Origin of the sequence: Campylobacter showae, from assembly GCF_004803815.1 — a bacterium.
Classification (GTDB): Bacteria; Campylobacterota; Campylobacteria; order Campylobacterales; family Campylobacteraceae; genus Campylobacter_A; species Campylobacter_A showae.
The window spans coordinates 1,779,424-1,798,963 of record NZ_CP012544.1; the positions used below are offsets into that span (position 1 = coordinate 1,779,424).

20 protein-coding genes are annotated in these 19,540 nt (G+C 46.0%); 10 read left to right on the forward strand and 10 right to left on the reverse strand.

Annotated elements, in window-relative coordinates:
- Window positions 1-66 precede the first annotated feature (66 nt).
- From CSHOW_RS08770 to CSHOW_RS08780, 3 genes are read right to left on the reverse strand one after another with little or no spacing between them, the layout of a single operon-like run.
- Window positions 67-2,526, reverse strand: coding sequence for an efflux RND transporter permease subunit (locus CSHOW_RS08770; protein WP_002949080.1), 2,460 nt, complete (start codon window positions 2,524-2,526; stop codon window positions 67-69).
- A gap of 7 nt (window positions 2,527-2,533) precedes the next feature.
- Entirely contained in the window at window positions 2,534-3,121 is a 588-nt protein-coding gene (locus CSHOW_RS08775; protein ID WP_002949079.1) for a Tgt2/MlaC family protein, read from the reverse strand.
- Between the two features lies 1 nt (window position 3,122).
- Window positions 3,123-3,944, reverse strand: coding sequence for an MlaA family lipoprotein (locus CSHOW_RS08780; protein WP_002949072.1), 822 nt, complete (start codon window positions 3,942-3,944; stop codon window positions 3,123-3,125).
- 63 nt (window positions 3,945-4,007) lie between these two features.
- Between CSHOW_RS08780 and CSHOW_RS08785 the strand changes: the two genes are divergently transcribed.
- The 8 genes from CSHOW_RS08785 (at window position 4,008) to CSHOW_RS08820 (ending at window position 10,657) form a co-directional block, all read left to right on the forward strand.
- Window positions 4,008-4,790, forward strand: coding sequence for a TOBE domain-containing protein (locus CSHOW_RS08785; RefSeq protein ID WP_002949070.1), 783 nt, complete (start codon window positions 4,008-4,010; stop codon window positions 4,788-4,790).
- A 3-nt stretch (window positions 4,791-4,793) separates the two neighbouring features.
- The gene (modA, locus tag CSHOW_RS08790) at window positions 4,794-5,543 is read left to right on the forward strand and encodes a molybdate ABC transporter substrate-binding protein (protein ID WP_002949069.1); all 750 of its coding nucleotides are present in this window, start codon (window positions 4,794-4,796) and stop codon (window positions 5,541-5,543) included.
- The gene (locus tag CSHOW_RS08795) at window positions 5,540-5,920 is read left to right on the forward strand and encodes a TOBE domain-containing protein (protein ID WP_002949068.1); all 381 of its coding nucleotides are present in this window, start codon (window positions 5,540-5,542) and stop codon (window positions 5,918-5,920) included. The genes modA and CSHOW_RS08795 overlap by 4 nt, the downstream gene beginning before the upstream one ends.
- On the forward strand, window positions 5,917-6,861 hold the full coding sequence (locus tag CSHOW_RS08800; RefSeq protein ID WP_002949067.1) for an ABC transporter ATP-binding protein: 945 nt from the start codon (window positions 5,917-5,919) through the stop codon (window positions 6,859-6,861). The genes CSHOW_RS08795 and CSHOW_RS08800 overlap by 4 nt, the downstream gene beginning before the upstream one ends.
- Window positions 6,858-7,532, forward strand: a complete 675-nt coding sequence (gene modB, locus CSHOW_RS08805) for a molybdate ABC transporter permease subunit (protein WP_002949066.1) — start codon at window positions 6,858-6,860, stop codon at window positions 7,530-7,532. Before CSHOW_RS08800 ends, modB begins: the two co-directional genes overlap by 4 nt.
- A complete protein-coding gene (locus tag CSHOW_RS08810) occupies window positions 7,529-7,996 on the forward strand; it encodes a redoxin family protein (RefSeq protein ID WP_002949065.1) in 468 nt (155 codons plus the stop codon). Before modB ends, CSHOW_RS08810 begins: the two co-directional genes overlap by 4 nt.
- Before the next feature lie 217 nt (window positions 7,997-8,213).
- The gene (locus CSHOW_RS08815) at window positions 8,214-9,548 is read left to right on the forward strand and encodes an MBOAT family O-acyltransferase (protein ID WP_002949064.1); all 1,335 of its coding nucleotides are present in this window, start codon (window positions 8,214-8,216) and stop codon (window positions 9,546-9,548) included.
- Window positions 9,548-10,657 carry an SGNH/GDSL hydrolase family protein gene (locus CSHOW_RS08820; protein WP_002949063.1) on the forward strand — a complete coding sequence of 370 codons (1,110 nt, stop codon included), beginning with the start codon at window positions 9,548-9,550 and terminating at the stop codon, window positions 10,655-10,657. The genes CSHOW_RS08815 and CSHOW_RS08820 overlap by 1 nt, the downstream gene beginning before the upstream one ends.
- A 564-nt stretch (window positions 10,658-11,221) precedes the next feature.
- Here the strand turns inward: CSHOW_RS08820 and CSHOW_RS08825 are convergent.
- The 7 genes from CSHOW_RS08825 to nspC form a co-directional block, all read right to left on the reverse strand.
- Window positions 11,222-11,851 carry an NAD(P)H-dependent oxidoreductase gene (locus tag CSHOW_RS08825; protein ID WP_002949060.1) on the reverse strand — a complete coding sequence of 210 codons (630 nt, stop codon included), beginning with the start codon at window positions 11,849-11,851 and terminating at the stop codon, window positions 11,222-11,224.
- Between the two features lie 147 nt (window positions 11,852-11,998).
- Entirely contained in the window at window positions 11,999-13,546 is a 1,548-nt protein-coding gene (locus CSHOW_RS08830) for a disulfide bond formation protein B (RefSeq protein ID WP_002949059.1), read from the reverse strand.
- A gap of 9 nt (window positions 13,547-13,555) precedes the next feature.
- Window positions 13,556-13,723 carry a hypothetical protein gene (locus tag CSHOW_RS10600; RefSeq protein WP_002949057.1) on the reverse strand — a complete coding sequence of 56 codons (168 nt, stop codon included), beginning with the start codon at window positions 13,721-13,723 and terminating at the stop codon, window positions 13,556-13,558.
- A 434-nt stretch (window positions 13,724-14,157) separates the two neighbouring features.
- The gene (gene selD, locus CSHOW_RS08840) at window positions 14,158-15,180 is read right to left on the reverse strand and encodes a selenide, water dikinase SelD (protein WP_415874029.1); all 1,023 of its coding nucleotides are present in this window, start codon (window positions 15,178-15,180) and stop codon (window positions 14,158-14,160) included.
- A complete protein-coding gene (yedF, locus tag CSHOW_RS08845) occupies window positions 15,177-15,773 on the reverse strand; it encodes a sulfurtransferase-like selenium metabolism protein YedF (protein WP_002949043.1) in 597 nt (198 codons plus the stop codon). The genes selD and yedF overlap by 4 nt, the downstream gene beginning before the upstream one ends.
- A gap of 135 nt (window positions 15,774-15,908) precedes the next feature.
- Window positions 15,909-16,856: a formate dehydrogenase subunit gamma gene (locus tag CSHOW_RS08850; protein WP_039895355.1), complete on the reverse strand. Its 948-nt coding sequence runs from the start codon at window positions 16,854-16,856 to the stop codon at window positions 15,909-15,911.
- 442 nt (window positions 16,857-17,298) lie between these two features.
- Window positions 17,299-18,438 (reverse strand): carboxynorspermidine decarboxylase, encoded by a 1,140-nt coding sequence (gene nspC / locus CSHOW_RS08855; RefSeq protein ID WP_002949040.1) that lies wholly within the window; start codon window positions 18,436-18,438, stop codon window positions 17,299-17,301.
- A gap of 91 nt (window positions 18,439-18,529) precedes the next feature.
- Here nspC and CSHOW_RS08860 point away from each other — a divergent pair, with 91 nt between their 5' ends.
- Complete coding sequence (locus CSHOW_RS08860) at window positions 18,530-18,751, forward strand: MoaD/ThiS family protein (RefSeq protein WP_002949039.1); 222 nt, start codon at window positions 18,530-18,532, stop codon at window positions 18,749-18,751.
- Window position 18,752: 1 nt separating this feature from the next.
- Window positions 18,753-19,187: a molybdopterin synthase catalytic subunit gene (locus CSHOW_RS08865; protein WP_002949038.1), complete on the forward strand. Its 435-nt coding sequence runs from the start codon at window positions 18,753-18,755 to the stop codon at window positions 19,185-19,187.
- Window positions 19,188-19,540 lie beyond the last annotated feature (353 nt).

Consider the following 19,540-nt stretch of genomic DNA (forward strand, 5'->3'; position numbering starts at 1 on the left):
TACATGTAGTATGTGACCGAGCGCCTTAATCAAAAACTACTTTTGAAATCCGTCGTTTATGGGGAATCAGCGGGGGATCCTAGCCCGGTAAAAGGTTTTGATTAGTGTTGGCAGCAACACCAACGCCCCCAACAACATCATTATCATAACAAGATCGGTCAAAAGTCCGAAATATATCGTCGGGATAAAGTTGCTAGTTACCATTATACTAAAGCCAAGGATGATCGCAAACGAGGTGTAGTACATCGCGTAGCCGATGCTAGCGTGCGAGGCCTTGATCGACTCGGCGACGTTTTTGCTGCGAAGCTCGATTTTTAGGCGATGGATGTAGTGGATGATGTCGTCCACGCCTATGCCTATGCTGATAGCCGCTATCGTAATGCTCATGATATCAAGCGGAATGCCCATCACGCCCATGACGCCAAACACCGCGCAAAGCGGGATCAAATTTGACGCGATAGCGATAGCGGCTAGCTTTATGCTTTTAAAAATAATGCAAAAAACGATAAAAAGCGACAAGATCACGAAACCAAAAGAATCCACCTGCGAGGCGATGAGGCTTTGAAGGAGGTTGTTATAAAGCACCATCGCACCGCTAACTTGCACGCTTGCGTTGTCGTTTGCGATCAAATTTGCGATATCGGTTTTAAGCTCGTGCAAAAACTCGTCTCTGCGTAGCGCATCGTCGCTATCAAGAGTACGCGCGGTAAAGCGCAGCTCGTTATCCTTTATGCTTACGTATGGGCTTAGGATGATGTCTTTGTACTTTTGCGGAATCTGTTCGTATAGGATCGAGAGCATGAGGCCGTCAGCGGGCTTTTGCGTGATGCGCTCGACGATCTTTACGACTGTGTTTAGGCTGCTAGCGTGCCCGATAAAGCGCTTATTTTCTAGATAGTTATGTACCTTTTTCGCGACGTCGATTTTATGCTGATTAAACCAGTATTTATCCTCATTCGCGCTAGCGGCAAATTCGTCGTCAAATTCGTCTTTAGGCTCGTTTTTGGCCGCTTTTTCGTCAAATTTGGGCTTGTTAAATTTGATCAATATATCAACCGGCACGGTGCCGCCTAGCTTCGTATCGATCACCTGCATACCTTTGTGGATTTCGGTCGTATCTTTAAAATAGCTTATAAAGCTGTTTTCGACCTTTAGCTTTGAGATGCCATAAAGCCCGAAAATAAGCACAGCAAGGCTAATAGCATAAACGGCGCGGCTATGATTTAGCGCAAATGCGGCGCAGTGCTTGGTAAAGCTAAATTTATCCTCAAACGTCCTAACGGGAGCGAGCTTTGGCATCAGCGCCATCGCGGAGCCAAATAGCAAAAACGCAAGCGCCAGCGAGATAGAGATCGACGCGCTCATCATGATGCCAAGCATTATGATCGGTTTGATATCAGAAAGCGCAAGCGACAAAAAGCCGATAACGGTCGTAAATATCGCAAAAAACGACGGACTGGCCTTATCGCGCAGCGTGAGATAGACTAGCTGACGGTTGCTAAGATGCGGCTTGGTAAGGCAAAACTCGCGGTAGCTCACGATCAGGTGAATGACGACCGAGATCGTGATGATGAGCTGAAGGGCGATGTAGTTTGAGCTGATGACGGTAATCTCCCAGCCAAAAAACCCAAACAGCCCGCTCGCCCAAATAACGCTAATCACGCAGATAAAAATCGGCATAACGATGTAGCGAATCTGCCTAAAAAAGAGCCAAAGGCAAAAGACCAAAAGTAGAGTTACGCTGATGCCGTAGGTCGCAAGATCCGAGCGCACGAAGCTCACCATATCATCGGCGATCATATTTGCCCCGCCTAGAAACAAACTCTCACCGCCGCCAAATTTCGCTATCGTATCGCGGATCTGCTCGATCGCGGCGTGCTCTTTTATACGCGCTTCGTCGCGGTGAGTCTTAAACTGCGCATTTACGGTGCTTAGACGCTGTTTTTGCTCGCTGGTGATGTTGCCATCAATCTTGACGTTTAGCAGAGCGTTTCGCTCGTTTAGTATGCTTTGATATTTCTCATCGGTCTTTAAATTTAGCACGATCGCCGTAGTTTTTAGATCGCGGCTAACGAGGTTGTTCGTATATAGCGGACTATCAGCAAACTCGCGGCGCACCAAGGTTTTGTTTATATCGGTATCGGCAAGGCTAGGTACATGCTTAACCAGCTCGCTAAGATCGTTAGTTCCGCTTTGAAGCAGCGGGATGTTTAATATAGAAATGACGTTTGAAACAAGCTCGTTTTTTTCTAGTTCGCGGCTTAAATTTTCTATCTTTTCAAGCGTAGAAGGCGCGAGCAGATCGTCTTTTGGCGTGTAGGCGATGACTAGGTAGTTTGGGCTAACGTAGCGTTTAGAAACGTCTCTAAAGACGGCTAGATCTTTATCGTTTTCAAGTAGCAGCGTCTCGGTAGACGCGTCCACCTCGAGCTTGCCGCTAAAGTATCCAAAAATCAGCGTCGCGGCTAGTACGCCAGCGATAACGCTTTTTGGAAAGTTGACGATAAATTTAAAAATCCGCTTCATCAGCGCCTTATTGCGGAGCTTGGACTGAGTTTAGCTTGCTAAGCAAATTTTCAAAGCTCTCGTTTTCCATCAGGCTATCAAACTGGCTGCGGTAGGTCTGGATGATGCTAACGCCTAAAATTTCGACATCGTAGATGAGCCAGCCGCGCTCTTTGGCGTTGTAAAATTTATATGTAAAGCCATAGTTTTTACCGTCCTCGCCAACCAAATCGGCATTTAGAAAGTAGCGATTTTCGTTCGGTTTGGTCGCGTCTTTAAAATTTATAGTTTGGTTTTTGTAGCTTAAGAGCTTATCGACGTAACTTGATTTTAATCTCTCTTCAAAAGCCTTATTAAATTTAGCCTTTTGCTCGGCATTTAGGTTGTTGTAGCGCTTGCTTAGAGCGATCTTTGACATCTGCTCGTAGTCGAAATATGGATCAAAAACGGCAAAAATTTTATTTATTTTCTCGTCTTTGCTCAAATTTGCGTTTTTTAGCACCTCGATGGCGTCTTGCGTCGTTTTTTGCATAGTAGGTTTTATCTGCTCCTCGCTAATCGCAAAGAGGCTAACCGCACTAAAAAGCGCAAGCAGGATGATTTTTAAAAATTTCATTTTATTCCTTTATTAAGTGGTTGCGGCGCTGTTCGTAGGCGTCGCGTAGAAACGGATACAGGTCGATCGCGTCTTTTTTAAGATTGTCGTAAGCGTCTGGATGTAAAGACAAAAGGTTACCCTGGCGGAAAGTTTTTATCGCAAAGGAGTCTAGCGCCGGCTTTACGTAACTGATTGGATCGAGGTAATAATCGCCGACCAGGCCCGCGATATCGCGTAAATTTGACGGGCCGATAAACGGTAAAACCACGTGAAATCCGCTACCCACGCCCCAGTATCCAAGCGTCTGTCCAAAATCCTCGTCATGGCGCTGCAGATTGTAGTATTTCGCTCCGTCGGTTAGCCCGCCAAAGCCGATAATCGTGTTTGCTAAAAATCTCAGCGTCTCTTCGCCCGCCTCGCTAAATTTAAACTGCAAGAGGTTGTTTACGAAGCGAACGGGATATAAAAGGTTGTCAAAAAAGTTCCCCACCGCAGTTCTGGCAGCCTCTGGCACTACGTAGTTGTAGCCTTTTATCGCGGGATGGATGGCGTTTACGTACATAAAATCATTAAATCCCGTCATCATTCTATTATAACCGCTAAGCGGATCGAAAATCTCGCTAGGCTGGGTAAATTCGTCGTCAAATTCGCTCTTTTCCTGCGTTTGTTCGGCAAAAACGCAACTAAAAAAAAGCAAAAAAGAGAGTAAAAATTTTCTCATCAAATCTCCGAATTTCAAGTCTGCAAAGGCAGTAACCTGAGATTTTATCTCAATGTAGCTTTTAAATTTATAAATTTCAAAATGCCCGGTATTACGAAGTTTATTTAAGTTATTTTTCATATATATTTAAATATACTTCCTAGCAAATTATTTTTTTATATTGATAGAATTTGGGGGATTTTCATGAAAGCAGACGTTAGTTTAGAGCTATTTTTAGATAGCGGGGTATCGGTGTTAGCCAAGCACATAGAGCTTTTAAAGGCCGTAGAGCACACCAAAAGCATAACAAAAGCGGCCGAGTATGTCGGCATCTCGTACAAAAACGCATGGGATAGCCTAGACGCGCTAAATAACCGCTCGGACGAACCGCTAATCGCAAGAGCCGAGGGCAACAAGAAAAACAGCGGCTCGGAGCTCACGCCCTACGGCAAAAAGATGATCGCGCTATACGATGCGATGCTGGAAAGCCAAAAGATATTTTTAGAAAAAGTTTGTTCAAATATAAACGTCGATACGAACGAAATTTTAAATTTACAGCGCATGAGCATGAGTCTAAGCGCCAGAAACCAACTAAGCTGCGAGATAACCGAGGTAAAAACGGGCGCGGTAAATTCGCAAATCAGCGCAAAGCTCTCAAACGGCGAAATTTTACGCGCCAACGTCACGGTCGAGTCTGAAAAAAATCTAAATTTAAAGGTCGGCAAAAAGGTCGTATTTATCTTTAAAGCTCCAAGCGTAATGCTCGCAAAAGAGGAAAATCTAAAACTAAGCGCGGCAAATTTATTAAAAGGACGCGTTATCGAGGCCAAAATCGGCTCGGTAAACGCCGAAATCGTACTAGAAATAAGCAATCATCAGACGATAACCTCTATCATCACCAAAGAAAGCGCGATGCAAATGCGCATAGGCGTGGGCGACGAGCTGGTAGCTATAATCAAAGCAAGTCAAATCATAGTAGGAGTATAAAAAATGAAAAAAACATTTTTTTCGTTAGTCTTCGCGGCCATCGCCGCTTTTAACCTAAACGCAGGCAAGATCAACGTATTTGCCGCAGCAAACGTCACTTACGCGTTTGACGAGCTAAAGGCTGAGTTTGCTAAATTAAATCCCGACACCAATGTAACCGTCACTCTAGGAGCTAGCGGCGCTCTGTCTACTCAGGTCAAAAACGGCGCTCCTGCCGACGTTTTCATGGCGGCGAATATGAAATTCGTCCAGGATCTATACGACACTAAATTTGCCGTAACCCAGCCCGTAGTATATGCTCAGGGCGCGCTTGCGCTATTTACGATCAGAGATATCGATCTAGCTAAGGGCATAAACGCGGTAGAAGGCCTAAAAGCCATCGCGATCGCAAATCCTGAGACCGCTCCGTACGGCAAGGCTAGCATCGAAGCTCTAAAAAAAGCGGGCATCTACGATAAAGTCGAGAAAGACGTCATCCTAGCAAAATCTATCGGCGAGGCTCTAAGCCAAGCTCTAAGCGCTGCTGACGTCGGATTTATCGCGGCTTCTGCTATGTACGATAAAAAAATGGCCGAGTACAAAGAGGGTAAAAACTTTATCCTCATCGATCCTGCGCTCTACACTCCGATCGATCAAGGCATGGTTATCCTAAAACACGGCGAAAACAATCCTGAAGCCAAGGCTTTCTACGACTTCATCAGAAGCGACCGTGCGAAGGAAATCTTTAGAAAATTCGGATACGTCGTCCCGTGATAAAGGCTAAAATTTCGGCGATAGAGCAAAACGACGGCGTTAGCGTTTTTGAGTTTAGCGCCGAAAATTTGAGCCTAAAAATGCTATCCTTGGAAAATCTGCAAAATTTAAGAATCGGCGACGAAGTTCGGCTAGGCTTTAAAAGCTCGGACGTATTCGTCGCTACTTCCCCGCTTTTAAACTGCTCGGTCTCAAACGAGATAAAAGCCGAGATTTCAAACATCCAAAAAGGCAAGATCACAAGCTCGCTGCATCTAAACGCGGGCGAATTTGAGTTTGAAAGCATCATCTCTACGGCATCGCTAAAGCGGCTAAATTTAGCGCTCGGCGATCAAATTTACGCCTACGTCAAGGCAACATCCCTCTACATCGCATGATAGAACTAAACTGCATAAAAAGCCTAAACGGCGCAAACGGGAAATTTGATCTAGACATAAATTTGAACGTAAAAAAGGGCGAATTCGTCGCTCTATACGGCAAAAGCGGCAGCGGCAAAACGACGCTTTTGCGACTGATCGCAGGCTTTGAAACGCCTGATAGCGGAACGATAAAAGCAGGCGGACGGACGCTATTTGACGGTAAAAACTTCACTCCGCCCCAAAACCGAAATATCGGGTTTTTATTTCAAGACTACGCGCTTTTTCCAAATATGAACGTGATGAAAAACCTGCTTTTTGCAAACGACGACGTAAATTTAGCCCGCAAGCTGCTGGGTCTTGTCGAGATGAGCTCGCTAGAAAACGCCGCCATCTCGCAGCTCTCGGGCGGTCAAAAGCAGCGCGCCGCCCTGGCCCGCGCCCTAATGCGAAAGCCTGAAATTTTACTACTCGACGAGCCGCTCTCGGCCCTTGATAACGCCATGCGAGAAAAGCTGCAAGACTACCTAGCTAAGGTGCACGCCGAGTTTAGTATGACGACGATTTTGGTTAGTCACGACGTCGCGGAGATCTACAAACTCGCGTCAAAAGTTTTCGTGCTAGAGGGCGGTAAAATCGCGCAAGAAGGCAGCCCGGGCGAGATATTTTTGCGCCACAGCGGCTCGCAGAAATTTAGCCTGCCGGCAAAAATTTTAGAGATCTCAAAGCGCGACGCCATCTACGTAGCCGTAGTCTCCGTCGGTCAGCAGCTTTGCGAAGTGGCTCTAAGCGCCGCGGAAGCGGCAAATTTAAAAGCCGGCGACGAAGCGGTGATAAGCGCCAAGGCGTTTGGGCTAAATTTGCGAAAAAACGGTGGCGAAAACGACGAATTTTACGGTACGAAATTAGGCAAATTTGACGAGCGAAACGATCAAATTTACGCGCAAAGCGAGCCAAAATGAGTATTGATTTTACGCCCTTTTACCTCTCGCTAAAGCTTGCTTTTATCTCGACTGCAATCCTATTTTTTCTCGTGTTGCCCGTCGCATTTTGGCTTAGCCGCGCGAGTTTTAAATTTAAACCCGTACTCGAGGCCGTGATCTCGCTGCCTCTGGTGCTGCCGCCTTCGGTGCTTGGATTTTACCTGCTGGTTTTTCTCTCGCCCTATAATTTTTTGGGTAAATTTTTTGAGGAAACCTTTGATATCCGCTTGGTTTTTAACTTCTCAGGCCTCATCATCGCTAGCTGTATTTACTCTCTGCCGTTTATGTTTCAGCCGCTTCAGGCGGGCTTCGCAAGTCTGCCAAAGAGCCTTTTTGAGGCGAGCTACTCGCTAGGCAAGGGCAAATGGGAGACGCTTTTTAGAGTCGCTCTGCCAAATATCAAACCATCGCTTCTAACCGCTCTCATAGTGAGTTTCGCGCACACTTTGGGCGAATTTGGCGTCGTGCTGATGATAGGCGGCAGCGCCCCGGACAAGACCAAGGTCGCCAGCATCGCCATCTACGAGGCTGTCGAGCTCATGGACTATACAAAGGCGCACGTTTATTCGGCGATTATGCTGTTTATAAGCTTTGCGGTGCTATTTTTAGTTTATTTTTTCAACAATTCACACGCAAAGAGGACGCAATGAAAGATATAAACGCAAATCCGGTAAAATTTAACGAGCTAACAGGTGGCAAAAACTGCATCGTTTTTACCTATCCCAAAATGGGCGAGAGCGGGAAGTTTTTGCCTGAAAATTTAAAGGATTTAAAGGGGCTAACCGGTTGCACGCTTCAGTGCAAAGCCTATCAAGAAAACCTCGCAAAGCTAGAATCTGCTGGCTTTACGCTAATTGCCGTCGGCTCTCAAAGCGTAGAAAAGATGAACGAGTTTAAACAAAGCGTAGGCGCAAATTTTATATTTTTAAGCGACGAAAACTTCGAGCTAGAATCCCCGCTAAATTTGCAAACCTTTACGACAAACGACGGCAAGAAATTTTACCACCGCCAAACGCTGATTATGAAAAACGGCGAAGTCGTAAAAAGATTTAACGACGTGGCAGAGCCAGCAAATGACGCGGCAAACGTGCTGGCTGCGATAGAGAGGCTTTAAATTTTGGCCAATTTCGCAAGAGGGAGAGAGATTTAGGGCTCAAATTTGGACGCGAATTTGAGCCGTTTTGAACTCAAATTTAGGCTCCAAATTTGACGCCGAATTTAAAACACGCACAAGTAAAAGCGCAAGTCAAATTTTAAATTCCCGTCAAACGCAAATTTAACCTAACCCAAAATAATTTTTTTATATAATTACGCAAAAATTTAGGCGGGATATGAATCTTTTTTCCATAGAATTTGGCTTGTGCTTTTTTATTTTTTGGCCGATTTATTATTTTTTAAACATGCGCCCGCACCTACAAAAAATCGTTTTACTCGCCTTTTCTTACCTGTTTTTGGCCTCGTTCGGGCTTAAGTTTTTAATCATAAATTTTATCTTTAGCACCGCGATTTTTCTTTTTGCCAGGGCGAGCGAGAACAAGGACTCAGCGCTCCCGTTTGCCGCGGGCGTTATTTTCGTGCTTTGCGCTCTTGCGTTTTTTAAATACGGCGGCTATTTCACGATCAAATTTGGCGTCATGAGGCTCGAAACCATCGCGCTTCCGCTTGGCATTTCGTTTTATTCGTTTATGAGCATTTTACTGCTAAAATCCGTGCGAGATGGCGAACTAGAGGCGCCTAGCTATCTTGATACGCTGATTTTTCTTAGCTTTTTTGCCGCGATTATTTCGGGTCCGATTTTACGGCCTAAGCCCTTTTTCGAGTCATTAAACTCTCCCAAAGTTTTTCGCGCTAGCCCCGCCATATTTGCACTTTTATGCTCCGCGCTTTTTAAAAAGCTCATCGTCGCAAACCATCTTTTCGAGATAGTAAGTCCCGTTTTTGCCGCGCCCACCCTACCCGCCTCGCAGCTTTTAGGCGCGCTTTTTGGCTACAGCGTGCTGCTTTACGCCGATTTTAGCGGCTACGTGGACTTCGTGACGGCGCTAGGACTCATGTGCGGCTTTGTTTTGCCGCAAAACTTCAACCGCCCTTTTACGGCGCGAAATTTAAAAATTTTCTGGCAAGATTGGCACATCAGCCTTATGAATTTTTTTAAAGAGTGCGTCTATTTTCCGCTCGGAGGCAGTCGCGGTACGGCGGCACAGACGCAGCTAAACGTGATGCTAGTCTTTGCGATTTCGGGCATCTGGCACGGCGCTGGGCTTGGCTTTTTGCTCTGGGGGCTCATCCACGGCCTTGGCGTAGTGTTCTTAAATTTAACAAGCGAGCACAAATGGCTAAATTCGGCTATGCTGGGGCGATACTTTACGTTTATTTTCGTGAGCATGGTTTGGGTATTTTTCACGATGGATTTTGAGGGGGCGGTGCGCTACATCGGAGCTATTTTTAGAAACTCGGACGGCGAGCTTCTTGCGATTTGTGCGCTATTTGCTGGCGTTTTCGTGTTCGTATTTTTGTACGCCGCACTTGACGTTTATCCGCTTTTGGTTAAATTTTTTGAAAATATAAACGCCCTTTTTTCAGCCGTTTTTTTGGCGATTTTTGGGATAATTATTTACTTTTTGATGCCGTCAGGCATGCCTAACTTTATATATCAAGGATTTTAATGAGAGCGTTTTTTGGGGTATTTCTCGCGTTTTTTACGCTGATTGCGCTATTTTTGCGACCGCTGTCAAACTACTACGAAGCCAAATATCAAAAGGATTTTTTCATCACGGACGAGCGCGCGATGGCGCTGAGCGATAAATTTATAAGCGCGGCCGAGGATGGCTTGCAGAGCGCAAAATCGGCCATCGATAAACTTACGGGTATTTTTTCAGGCGATAAAAAACAGGTCGCAACTAGCGCTAAAACGGAGCAAAATCTAACTGCCACCAAAACCGAGCCGGTAATTTTAAACGCTCAAAATACGCAAAATTTAACGCCTAGTATCGGCACGGTAAAAGAGGCAAATTTGACGGCGCAAACCGCTCAAATTTCTCCCGCTAAAACCGTTTCAAATTTAGATAAAAACGGCTCACTAGCCTCAAATTTAACGCCGAGCGCTCCAAACAAAACAAATAAATCCGCGACTTTTGATATCGAGCTAAATGAAAATTTAGGCATCATTTTGATAGGCGACTCCATAATGCAAGGCTTTGGCTGGGGCTTTGAAAACGCGCTAAAAACGAGCAAAATCTCAATCAAAAATATGGCAAAAGCAAGCACGGGGCTAACAAATAAGAAATTTTACGACTGGAGCGAGGAGCTAAAAGCGGCGCTAGCAAGCTTAGAAAATCGCCCGCAAAATCTGCTAATATTCGCGCTTTTTGGCGCAAACGACGCTTATAGCTACACATTTGACGAGCAGGCGCTGGACTTTGGCACCGACGCATGGCGCGAGGCGTATGAAGGCAGGATCGCCGAGATCTACGAGATCGCAGGGCAGCACGGCGCGCAGGTCGTGTGGCTGGGGGTGCCGTGCATGAAGAGCGAGAAATTCGACAAAAAAATGAAGGCGCTAAACCTGATCTACAAGGACTCGGCGCAAAAATACGGTGCGCGCTACATCGATATCAGCGGTGCGATCTGCGATAACGGCAAGTATCTAAAAGAAGGCGCGGACAAAAAACCGCTACGCAAGGACGATGGCATGCATATCAGCATGAACGGCGCTAAAAAGATTGCCGTCTACGTCGTGGACAAGCTGCTAAACGGGCAGAGCGATAATTTTTAGCCGAATTTGAGTTTGGCTAAATTTGCTCGGTCGGAAATTCTTAAAATTTGGAATTGATAGAATCGGCAAATTTGAAATCTCGCCGATCTGCCGAGCCGTTCGCAAAATAAATACGGGCGCGCCCCAACTAGCTTACACCGACTTTTGCCGTGCAACGCGGCCAAATGCTCGCTCGTATAAAATAAAATATCGCGCGAAATAAGCGCGCGGCCGTCTTTACCCTATATCCCCCCCCTGGCGCCATCTCTATTTTGCTGCGGCCGGTCTAGATGGCGCGACCGCTTGCCAAACGGCAGTTTGCCGTAAAGCTTTGCCACAAAATCGTCAAAATCGCTAGAACGTATACACAAACTGCGCTTGGCGCCTTTACGTCGTCTGCGGTGCGCACGCTTTCTCTACCTATGTAGATTTTATTGGTTCGTTTTTTTATTTTCGTCGCCTCAGCAAATTTAAATTTGCCTCAAATTTGAGTAGCAAAACTCGAATTTAAAAACCGGCCGGCGTCAAAATCGCATTGAGCTCGCGCCGACTGAGTTAAATTTTAAATTTACGTAACCACTAAATTTAATAAACCCACTTCACGACGTCGCTTATTTCGCGGCGGTATTTTTCAGGCTGTGGGTTTAAGCGGTAGCCAAATGGCACTACTATAGCCACTCTTTGCTCGCTCTCATCGAGCTCTAAAATTTCATTTAAAGCATGCCTGTCAAAGCCTTCGATCGGGCAGCTGTCAATCCCAAGGCTCGCGGCTGCGTTCATCATATTTGTCGCAGCTATCATGCACTGCTCGTGCGACCACTGAAATGTTAGCTCATCGTCGTTTTTGAAATTTGATAGCAAAAAGTCGTGATAAAATTTCTGCCTTGCAGCGATCATCTCAGGCTCTTTATCTGCGCGTCTAGCGATCATTTTATCAACATAGCTGCTGCCAAATTTTATCTCTTTGACCTTTGCTAAAACGACCACCAAATGCGAGCAAGATGTGATCTGCACTTGGTTCCACGAAACGGCTTTGATTTTTTCTCTAAGCTCCTTGTTTTGCACGACTAAAAAGTCCCACTGCTCAAGGCCAGTCGAGCTTGGGCTTAGTCTGCCAGCCTCTAGGATAAAGTCAAATTCACCCGCACTTATCTTTTTGCTCTCGTCAAAAATTTTGCAAGCGTGACGAAATTTTAAAATTTCAAGATAGTTCATCATATCTCCTTTGTTAAATTTTTGAAATTATAGAGCGGTTAGGTAAATTAAAAGAAATTTAGTAGCCAGCACAAAAGGCTGACTTTAAATACAAACAATCAAAATTCGCCCGCGCAAAGCGGACGAATTTATTATTTTGGGCTAAATTTACTGAGCCAAAGGGTTATTTAGCTCTACGACGTTTACTTTGCTGTCCTTATGCGCTAGAGCGTAGATGCTGCCGCCCTTTATCGCCATTCCTGAGATGTCGCCAATTTGCGGCATAGCGTATGCGTCAACCACCTTCGCGTCCGCAAGGTCGATCACGAGCAAGGTGTTGTAGTTTTTAGAGTAGGCCAAAAATTTACCGCCCACGATGTCGCCAGCCGTGACGTAGTAGTCCTTTAGATCGCGTTTTTCTTTTAGCGCGAGGCCCGATGTCACGATAGTTTCGCCGCTTAGCATCTTGTCTTTGCTATCGACTTTGATGAGGATCAAGTTCTTAGAGCGCTCGTTTGGCACCGTGATCATGTACATGTAGGTGCTTTGCGGGTCTTTTGCGAGCGTTAGGACGTATTGTTTTTTTGCCCTTATGGTTAAAATCGCTGGGCGGTCGAACTTCCATGCAGACTCGAGCCCGCCGGTACTCTCTCTAAAATATCTCCACTCGTGATACGCGTCCACATTTTGGGCAGGTTTAACGGCGAAGGTGGTTTTGTTAAAGCCCGTAGTTACCAGCATATCGCCGACAAAGGTCGATGCGACGGCTTTTTTGATATTTCGGCCGTTTGGCTTGTCGATGATGGCGTGAGCTATCTCTTTAAAATTCGCATCCGTAAAATAAACTCCGCCTTCGGTGTTTGAGATGCCGAAAGTATCGTTTTTAGCGTTATACGCTAGACCGCTCGTTACGCCTTTGCCAAAAATCCCTTTTGTTTCAAAAGGAAGCGGGAAGCTGTTTTTCACGCTAAGCGCGGGCTTCACGTCCGTAAACGCGCCGGCGCTTGGATCGGAGTTAAATTTGACGCTTATGTCTTTAGGCTCGCCCGCTATAAACGGATCCTCGACGACGTTTGCACCGACAAATGAAAACGGCTGTTCAAACCTTTTCCAAACGCCTGAGGTCCAAGTGTTATTTAGGCTGATACGCTCAGGATCGCCCTTGCCGCTATACGGAGGGATGCCTGCCGAGATGAGCGCCTGAACGGCGTTTGATAGGATGACAAATAGGCTCAAAGCGATCACGAATTTTGAATATGCGTTAAGAGGCTTGATCCTAGTGTCCGAGCGCGCGATATCGCCCGAGACGACCTTGTCTTTGGCAAAGAGCATCATAAGCCCCATCGCTACGACCACGACCCAGTACACCAAAATGCCCCATGTATAGGTGTGTGCGCCGAATATATCGCCGCCAAAGCCCATACCCACGTCTCTATACAAGCTAAAGCTAGCCTGCCTAAGCGTCATAAAAATGCCGTATGCAGCGCCAAAAAGAACGGCGGCTATGTAGCGCGCCTTTAGCCCGTAGCGCAGTATCAAGATGCCAGCGACGCCGACCACGACCATGCCGATACGCTCCCACCAGCAAAGCGTGCAAGGCCCCTCGCCGATGAAGTAGCCAAGATAAATGTTCGCGATACCGACTGGGATAGCAAGCACGAGCAAGACCGCGGTGGCCATGACGAAGTCGAAATTTTTCTCGTTAAAAAAGCTCATCTAGGCCTCCTAATACGCCGCGTAAGGCAGCAGGGACGTCCAGCTGGCGATGAAAAACATAATAAAGCAAATCGCCGTCCCCACGGCAAATGCGCCAAACGCTAAACCCTCTTTTTCAGGCTTTTTCCAAGCTATAAAAACGGCTATAGCCAGAAAGAGAAACGACAAAAATTCCATTTTATCTCCTTTGTGTCATTAATATTAGTTTGTCATTTTAATTTAATTCTTTTATATTTTCGCTTAAAACACGGAATATTTTTGATAATACATTGCAGATTACTTTAAAATTTGGGTAAATATTTTAGAAATTTGACGGATTTGGTTTGCGAACAAATAGCTAAATTTAGGGATATTTGAACACGGGATTACGCGCAAATTTGCTGTTTTATTTTGCTATGATTTTTTATTTTAGTTAAATTTTATTTTTAAGTATTTTAGCTTTTTTCGCATTTTAGACGGCACAAATTTGACTAAATTTATAAGCTAGGAAGCTTTGCTGGTCTCTATAAATAAATTTGGCGAGCTTGCCGTTTTAAACTAATATTTCAAATTTGACCGAATTTAAACCCGTCAAATTTGATTAAATTTGCCCGTTTAAATTTAAAGCTCCGTTACCTTAAATTTATACCGTATTCGCCGCGCTTTTTAGCTATGCCCACGACCGCACTACTTTCGTATCCAGCCTCTTTTAGACGAGACAGAGCCAAATTTGCCTCGCTTTGCGGTACTGCTAGCAGTAATCCGCCTGAAGTCTGCGCGTCGTAAAGCAAGATGTCGGCCTCGCCACGGACGAATTTACTCGCAAATTCGCGGTTTTTATAGCTGCCCTCGGGGATGATGCCCATATCGGCAAACTCGCGTGCCGCAGCTATCACTGGCACGTTACTCGCGTAAATTTCAAAGCTGATTTTGTCGTTTAGCATTTCGCTTAAATGCCCCAAAAGGCCAAATCCCGTGACGTCGGTCGCCGCCGTTACGCTGATGCCTTTTAGCGCGGTCACGGCATAGAAATTTAGCTGCCGCATCGTCTCGACGGCCTGCTCGATTTGAGTCAAATTTAGCAGATCGGCCTTGATCGCCGTGCTTAAAATGCCCGTTCCCAGCGGCTTTGTGAGTATGAGCGCGTCGCCCTCGCGCGCGGAGTTATTAGACCAAAAGGAGCCTGGCGAAACAACACCCGTGACGCTAAGTCCGTAATACATCTGCTGCGTCTCTATCGTGTGTCCGCCGACGATCACGCCGCCGCACTCGGCGACTTTGTCCTGTCCACCGCGCAGAATTTCGCCCAAAATTTCGCCACTTAGGTTGCAACTGTCAAAACCGACGATATTTAGCGCGTTTAGCACCTTGCCGCCCATAGCAAACACGTCGCTTAGGCTGTTTGCGGCTGCGATCTGGCCGAATATAAACGGATCGTCCGCCACCGGCGTGATAAAGTCCAGCGTCTGAACGAGCGCGATGTCGTCCGTAATCTTAAAGACGCTCGCGTCTTCGTTCGTGCCGATGTTTGAGAGCAAATTTGGGTGAGCTAAATTTAAATCGCCGATAGTTTTGTGTAGACCCGACGGGTCAAGCTTGGCCGCTCAACCCGCCGCTTTGACGAATTTGGTTAGACGTTTGTCGTTGTAAATCATAGTTTGATTTGCTCGTGAGAAGTTAAAATTTGCATGATTTCGTAGGCATTTGATATCTCTCCGACGCTTAAATCGCCGACGAGTTTATACGCCTCCAAGCAGCTGCCGCAGCTTAAAATTTTAACGCCCGCAGCCTCTAAATCCTTAAGCGGTTTAAAGCCCGCATGCGCGCGGTTCGTAGTCATTTTAACGGCGTTATTTACGCAAATGACGTACTCCGGTTTTTCCACCTGCAAAAGCGCGCCTAAAAATTTAGATAGTAAGCTAACGCCCACATCGCCGCTTCCGGCGTATTCTTCATTTAGATAAACGACCGTTTTTTTGGCTTTTGGCGTAATTTCGCAGACGAATTCGTCAAAATTAGCTAGCTCCAACTTAGATTCGCCCTTAACGGCAGTGATTTTCGTCTCGGCGCCGTTTTGTTCTACGCTAAATTCGACGTTTTGATTTTTTAAAAAACGGCTGATATTTTCTTTGGGAGCGATAGAATTTACTAAAATCTCAAGCTTTTCGCCGACTTTTAGGCTCTCAAGCGTATTTTTCGTCCTGATGACGGGTTCCGGACAAGCTAAATTTCTACAATCGATTTGCATGATTTTTCCTTAAATTTATTACTCTTCAACCTGAAGTCTGAGGGGAATTTTATCTAAAAGATTTTAAATTTCGTATAAAAGGCGGCTTGCAAGCTCACCTCTGAGGCAAAAAGGAGAAAAATTTCTCCTTTTTTATTATTTTAATTTTGGATAAGTTTTTTCGTATTCAGATACCGGGATTTTGTTTTTAGAGATGAGCTCTTGGTACCAGTAGTGGTGAAGTACGTAAACCTCTTCTTCTTCTTTATAGCCCGTTATCATCGACCAGATAGCGCCGTGTATCGCGATAGCCGCCATATAGATGTGTACTAGGAAAAATACCGCGCAAACGATACCAAGAACATTATGAACTAGCGCAGAAGCTCTTAAAACTTCGATCTGAGATACGCCTAGCCAGGTTGCAACGTCCGGGGTTCTAAAGTCAAGGAAGAACATCGCTGCGCCGGTTAGTATCATCACGATACCGCCAGGAATAGCTACCCAGTACCACGCCTTTTGGCCGGCGTTAAATTTGCCCGCAGGTACTGGACGTTTAACCTTTGATAGATATCCGCCGATGATCATCATCCATCTGATATCATAAACCACAGGTAGCATCCTCACGGTCCAAGCTATCAGCATCGGAGGCACTGAAACGGCAAATAAAATCGTCGCTAGTCCGTGGATGTCCTTACAAAATCTAACAAACGCGCCTCCGCCAAGCTCTGCGCCCCACATCATAATGACGCCCGTCGGTATAAGCACTATCCATGCGATCGCCGCAGCGCCGTGAGATACGCGCTCTATCATATTAAACGCATAGACTTTTTTGCCGTCGTGGCTGAAGTGTTTCGGTCCGATGATCAAAAAGTGCAGAACGAACGCGCCGATAACAGCCAAAATAAGCGACAAGGCCGCTATCGCGAAGTAGTCGTTGCCCTGAATGAACGTGAAAATCGGCCCCAAACCGTCTTCGTAAGGCTTAATGTTCTCGATTCTACCCGCAGCCCAGATATTGCTCTGGTACTGGTTCGTGCTAGGACTCGCCTCGATAGCGAAGGCCCAACAGGCGAAAACCGAAAGCAAACTAAAAATTCTCGTCATGCTATCTCCCTTTGGTTTTGTTTTCCGCCTTAAAAAGCTCGTCGTGGTCGGCATCCAGCCAAAGGCTAAATTTTGCGGATTTTTATGAAATTATATCAAAAAATAACGTAATGCAAGCTTAGCGTCAAAACAACGCATTTTTAGGCGGTTACGGCGCTTTTTTATCAAAATCGGGGTCAAATTTATAACCCGCTATATTAATTCATTTATATAAGCTAGATTTTATTTATCTTAAATTTAACTTCGTTTGAGATTAAATTTGCGGCAAATTTGGCGGGCGATAAACCAAATTTCAAAATTTAAATCCGAAAAGCTACGGGTTTAGCGCAGGCGCATATCAGGCAGAAACCTGAGGTAAAATTTGATTTAAATTTACAGCCACAAACGGCGTCCCCCAAACGTCGAATTTACACCCTAAAGGGCACAGTTTCAGGAGGCAAATCTAGTTGCGCCTCTCATACTCTTCAAAGCCAAATTCTCGCACGGTTACAAGCTCGCCGTTTTCTTTTAAAAGGAGTAAATCGGGCAGCTTTATACCGTTAAAGGTCGTGTTTTTTACGATCGTATAGTGGATCTGATCCTCAAAGATCACTTTGTCGCCCACGCTTAGCGGCGCGTCAAATTTATACTCCGGCTCGCCCGCGTCAAGCCCCACGATATCGCCAGCTAGACAGGTGTTTCCGCCGAAACGGTAGCTAAATTTACCGCCCTTACTCTCGCCTCGCACGGCCGGTCGGTACGGCATCAGCACGGTGTCTGGCATATGCGCCTCAGCTGAGACGTCTAGGATCGCTATGGTTTTTTCGTTTTGCACGAAATCAAGCACTGAAGCGGCTAAAAATCCCGTCTGCCAGCCCACCGCTTCGCCAGGCTCTATGTAGACCTCGACGCCGTATTTTTCGCGGAAGTTTTTGATCAAATTTATGAGCAGATCCACGTCGTAGCCTTCTTTGGTGACGTGATGTCCGCCGCCAAAATTTACCCACTTCATACGCGGGATAAACTCGCCGAATTTCTCCTCAAACGCCATCAGCACGGTCTCCAGGCTCTGTGCGCTCTCTTCGCAAAGTGCATGAAAATGCAGCCCCGTAATGCCATCAAGCGCGTCAGCGTCAAAATTTGCGCGAGTGATGCCTAGGCGGCTGTAGCGACCGCACGGATTATAAGCGTCAGTCGGTGCGACGGATAGCTCTGGATTTACGCGAAGTCCACAAGTAACGCCCGCAGCTAGGGCTTTTTGCTTAAATTTCGCCCACTGCGCAAAGGAGTTAAAAACCACGTGCTTTGAGAGCGCTAGCACCTCATCTATGTCCTCGTCTTTAAATGCAGGCGAATACGTATGGATCTCGCCGCGAACGTGTTTTTGGGCAAATTTAGCCTCGTGCAGGCCGCTGCATGTCGCGCCGTCTAAGTACTCGCCCACAAGCCCCATCACGCCGCTAAATGCAAAGCCTTTTAGGGCGACTAGCACCTTTGCGCCGCTTTCATCCTTGACGCGTTTTAAAATTTCGAGATTTGCGCGCACCTTAGCCTCTTCGCAGACGTAGGCGGGCATTTTTATTTTGCTTAAGATTTCGTTCATTAGGGCTCTTTCGTTTAAAATTTGGCGTAAGTATATCTAAATATTTTTTTAAGTAAAATCAAGAAAAAAATTTAATTTCAAAGGCAAATTTATGATAGAAATCGAGTTTTTGGGCCCGATAAAGATGAATAATTTAAAGCTGGAAGCGGCAAATTTAAGCGAAGTAAAAGAAAAACTAGGCGAATACGCGCAGCTCGGCGAGTGGCTAAAAATCTGCGCCGTCGCCGTAAACGACGAGATCGCAAGCTCTCTTGAGGCGCCGCTAAAAGACGGGGATAAAATTTCCATTTTACCGCCGGTTTGCGGAGGTTAATATGCAGATATTTGATGGAAGTCTCGACGCCAAAGCGATCACAAACGCTTGGTACGACGAGTTTAAGGACAAAAACTGCGGCGCGCTCATCACGTTTACGGGCATCGTGCGCGAAGAAGGCGGCATAAGCGCGCTTAGCTTTGATATCTACGAGCCGATCCTGCGCAAATGGCTAGCGGGCTGGGAGCAAAAGGCGAAGGATCTGGGCGCATACGTGCTTTTTGCGCATTCTCGCGGAGACGTACCGGTGCACGAGAGCTCCTACGTCGCAGGCGTCGTGAGTCCGCAAAGAAAAGTCGCCTTGCGGCTGATAAACGAGTTCGTCGAGGATTTCAAGGCTAACGCGCCGATCTGGAAATACGACGTCGTGGGAGGCGAGCGCATCTACGCAAAAGAGCGTAGCCAGGCGATAAAAGGGGCCGGACTTTTAGGCTAAATTTACTTGACTCGGCTTTGGTATACGAGCCGAGCAAATTTGACTACTTTTTAGATAAAAGATTTATTTCTTGCGGGCTAGGCTATGTTTTAGCCTGCTTTTTACTCTTAACCGCCATCAAATTTGTCAAATTCAAGCTCACTTTTTATATAAGTTAAATTTACATCTCTTACTCACCGAGACCCGCGCCACGAAAATGTCAAATTTATAAATTTAGTAAGATATGTGACAAATATTCCAGACAGAATAGGCGTAGTTTAACTTTAAAATTTTAACCCGTGAGGGCGCGTATATGAAATACGTAACCGAAACGGGTTTAAAATTTTAAAGCCTCCTCGTAGCAAAGTCTCGTA

Bases quoted from the DNA above. Each gene is read 5' to 3' on its own strand.
- CSHOW_RS08770 (WP_002949080.1), bottom strand. From the start codon at position 2,526: ATGAAGCGGATTTTTAAATTTATCGTCAACTTTCCAAAAAGCGTTATC.
- CSHOW_RS08775 (WP_002949079.1), bottom strand. From the start codon at position 3,121: ATGAAATTTTTAAAAATCATCCTGCTTGCGCTTTTTAGTGCGGTTAGC.
- CSHOW_RS08780 (WP_002949072.1), bottom strand. From the start codon at position 3,944: ATGAAAAATAACTTAAATAAACTTCGTAATACCGGGCATTTTGAAATT.
- CSHOW_RS08785 (WP_002949070.1), top strand. From the start codon at position 4,008: ATGAAAGCAGACGTTAGTTTAGAGCTATTTTTAGATAGCGGGGTATCG.
- modA (WP_002949069.1), top strand. From the start codon at position 4,794: ATGAAAAAAACATTTTTTTCGTTAGTCTTCGCGGCCATCGCCGCTTTT.
- CSHOW_RS08800 (WP_002949067.1), top strand. From the start codon at position 5,917: ATGATAGAACTAAACTGCATAAAAAGCCTAAACGGCGCAAACGGGAAA.
- modB (WP_002949066.1), top strand. From the start codon at position 6,858: ATGAGTATTGATTTTACGCCCTTTTACCTCTCGCTAAAGCTTGCTTTT.
- CSHOW_RS08810 (WP_002949065.1), top strand. From the start codon at position 7,529: ATGAAAGATATAAACGCAAATCCGGTAAAATTTAACGAGCTAACAGGT.
- CSHOW_RS08815 (WP_002949064.1), top strand. From the start codon at position 8,214: ATGAATCTTTTTTCCATAGAATTTGGCTTGTGCTTTTTTATTTTTTGG.
- CSHOW_RS08820 (WP_002949063.1), top strand. From the start codon at position 9,548: ATGAGAGCGTTTTTTGGGGTATTTCTCGCGTTTTTTACGCTGATTGCG.
- CSHOW_RS08825 (WP_002949060.1), bottom strand. From the start codon at position 11,851: ATGAACTATCTTGAAATTTTAAAATTTCGTCACGCTTGCAAAATTTTT.
- CSHOW_RS08830 (WP_002949059.1), bottom strand. From the start codon at position 13,546: ATGAGCTTTTTTAACGAGAAAAATTTCGACTTCGTCATGGCCACCGCG.
- CSHOW_RS10600 (WP_002949057.1), bottom strand. From the start codon at position 13,723: ATGGAATTTTTGTCGTTTCTCTTTCTGGCTATAGCCGTTTTTATAGCT.
- yedF (WP_002949043.1), bottom strand. From the start codon at position 15,773: ATGCAAATCGATTGTAGAAATTTAGCTTGTCCGGAACCCGTCATCAGG.
- CSHOW_RS08850 (WP_039895355.1), bottom strand. From the start codon at position 16,856: ATGACGAGAATTTTTAGTTTGCTTTCGGTTTTCGCCTGTTGGGCCTTC.
- nspC (WP_002949040.1), bottom strand. From the start codon at position 18,438: ATGAACGAAATCTTAAGCAAAATAAAAATGCCCGCCTACGTCTGCGAA.
- CSHOW_RS08860 (WP_002949039.1), top strand. From the start codon at position 18,530: ATGATAGAAATCGAGTTTTTGGGCCCGATAAAGATGAATAATTTAAAG.
- CSHOW_RS08865 (WP_002949038.1), top strand. From the start codon at position 18,753: ATGCAGATATTTGATGGAAGTCTCGACGCCAAAGCGATCACAAACGCT.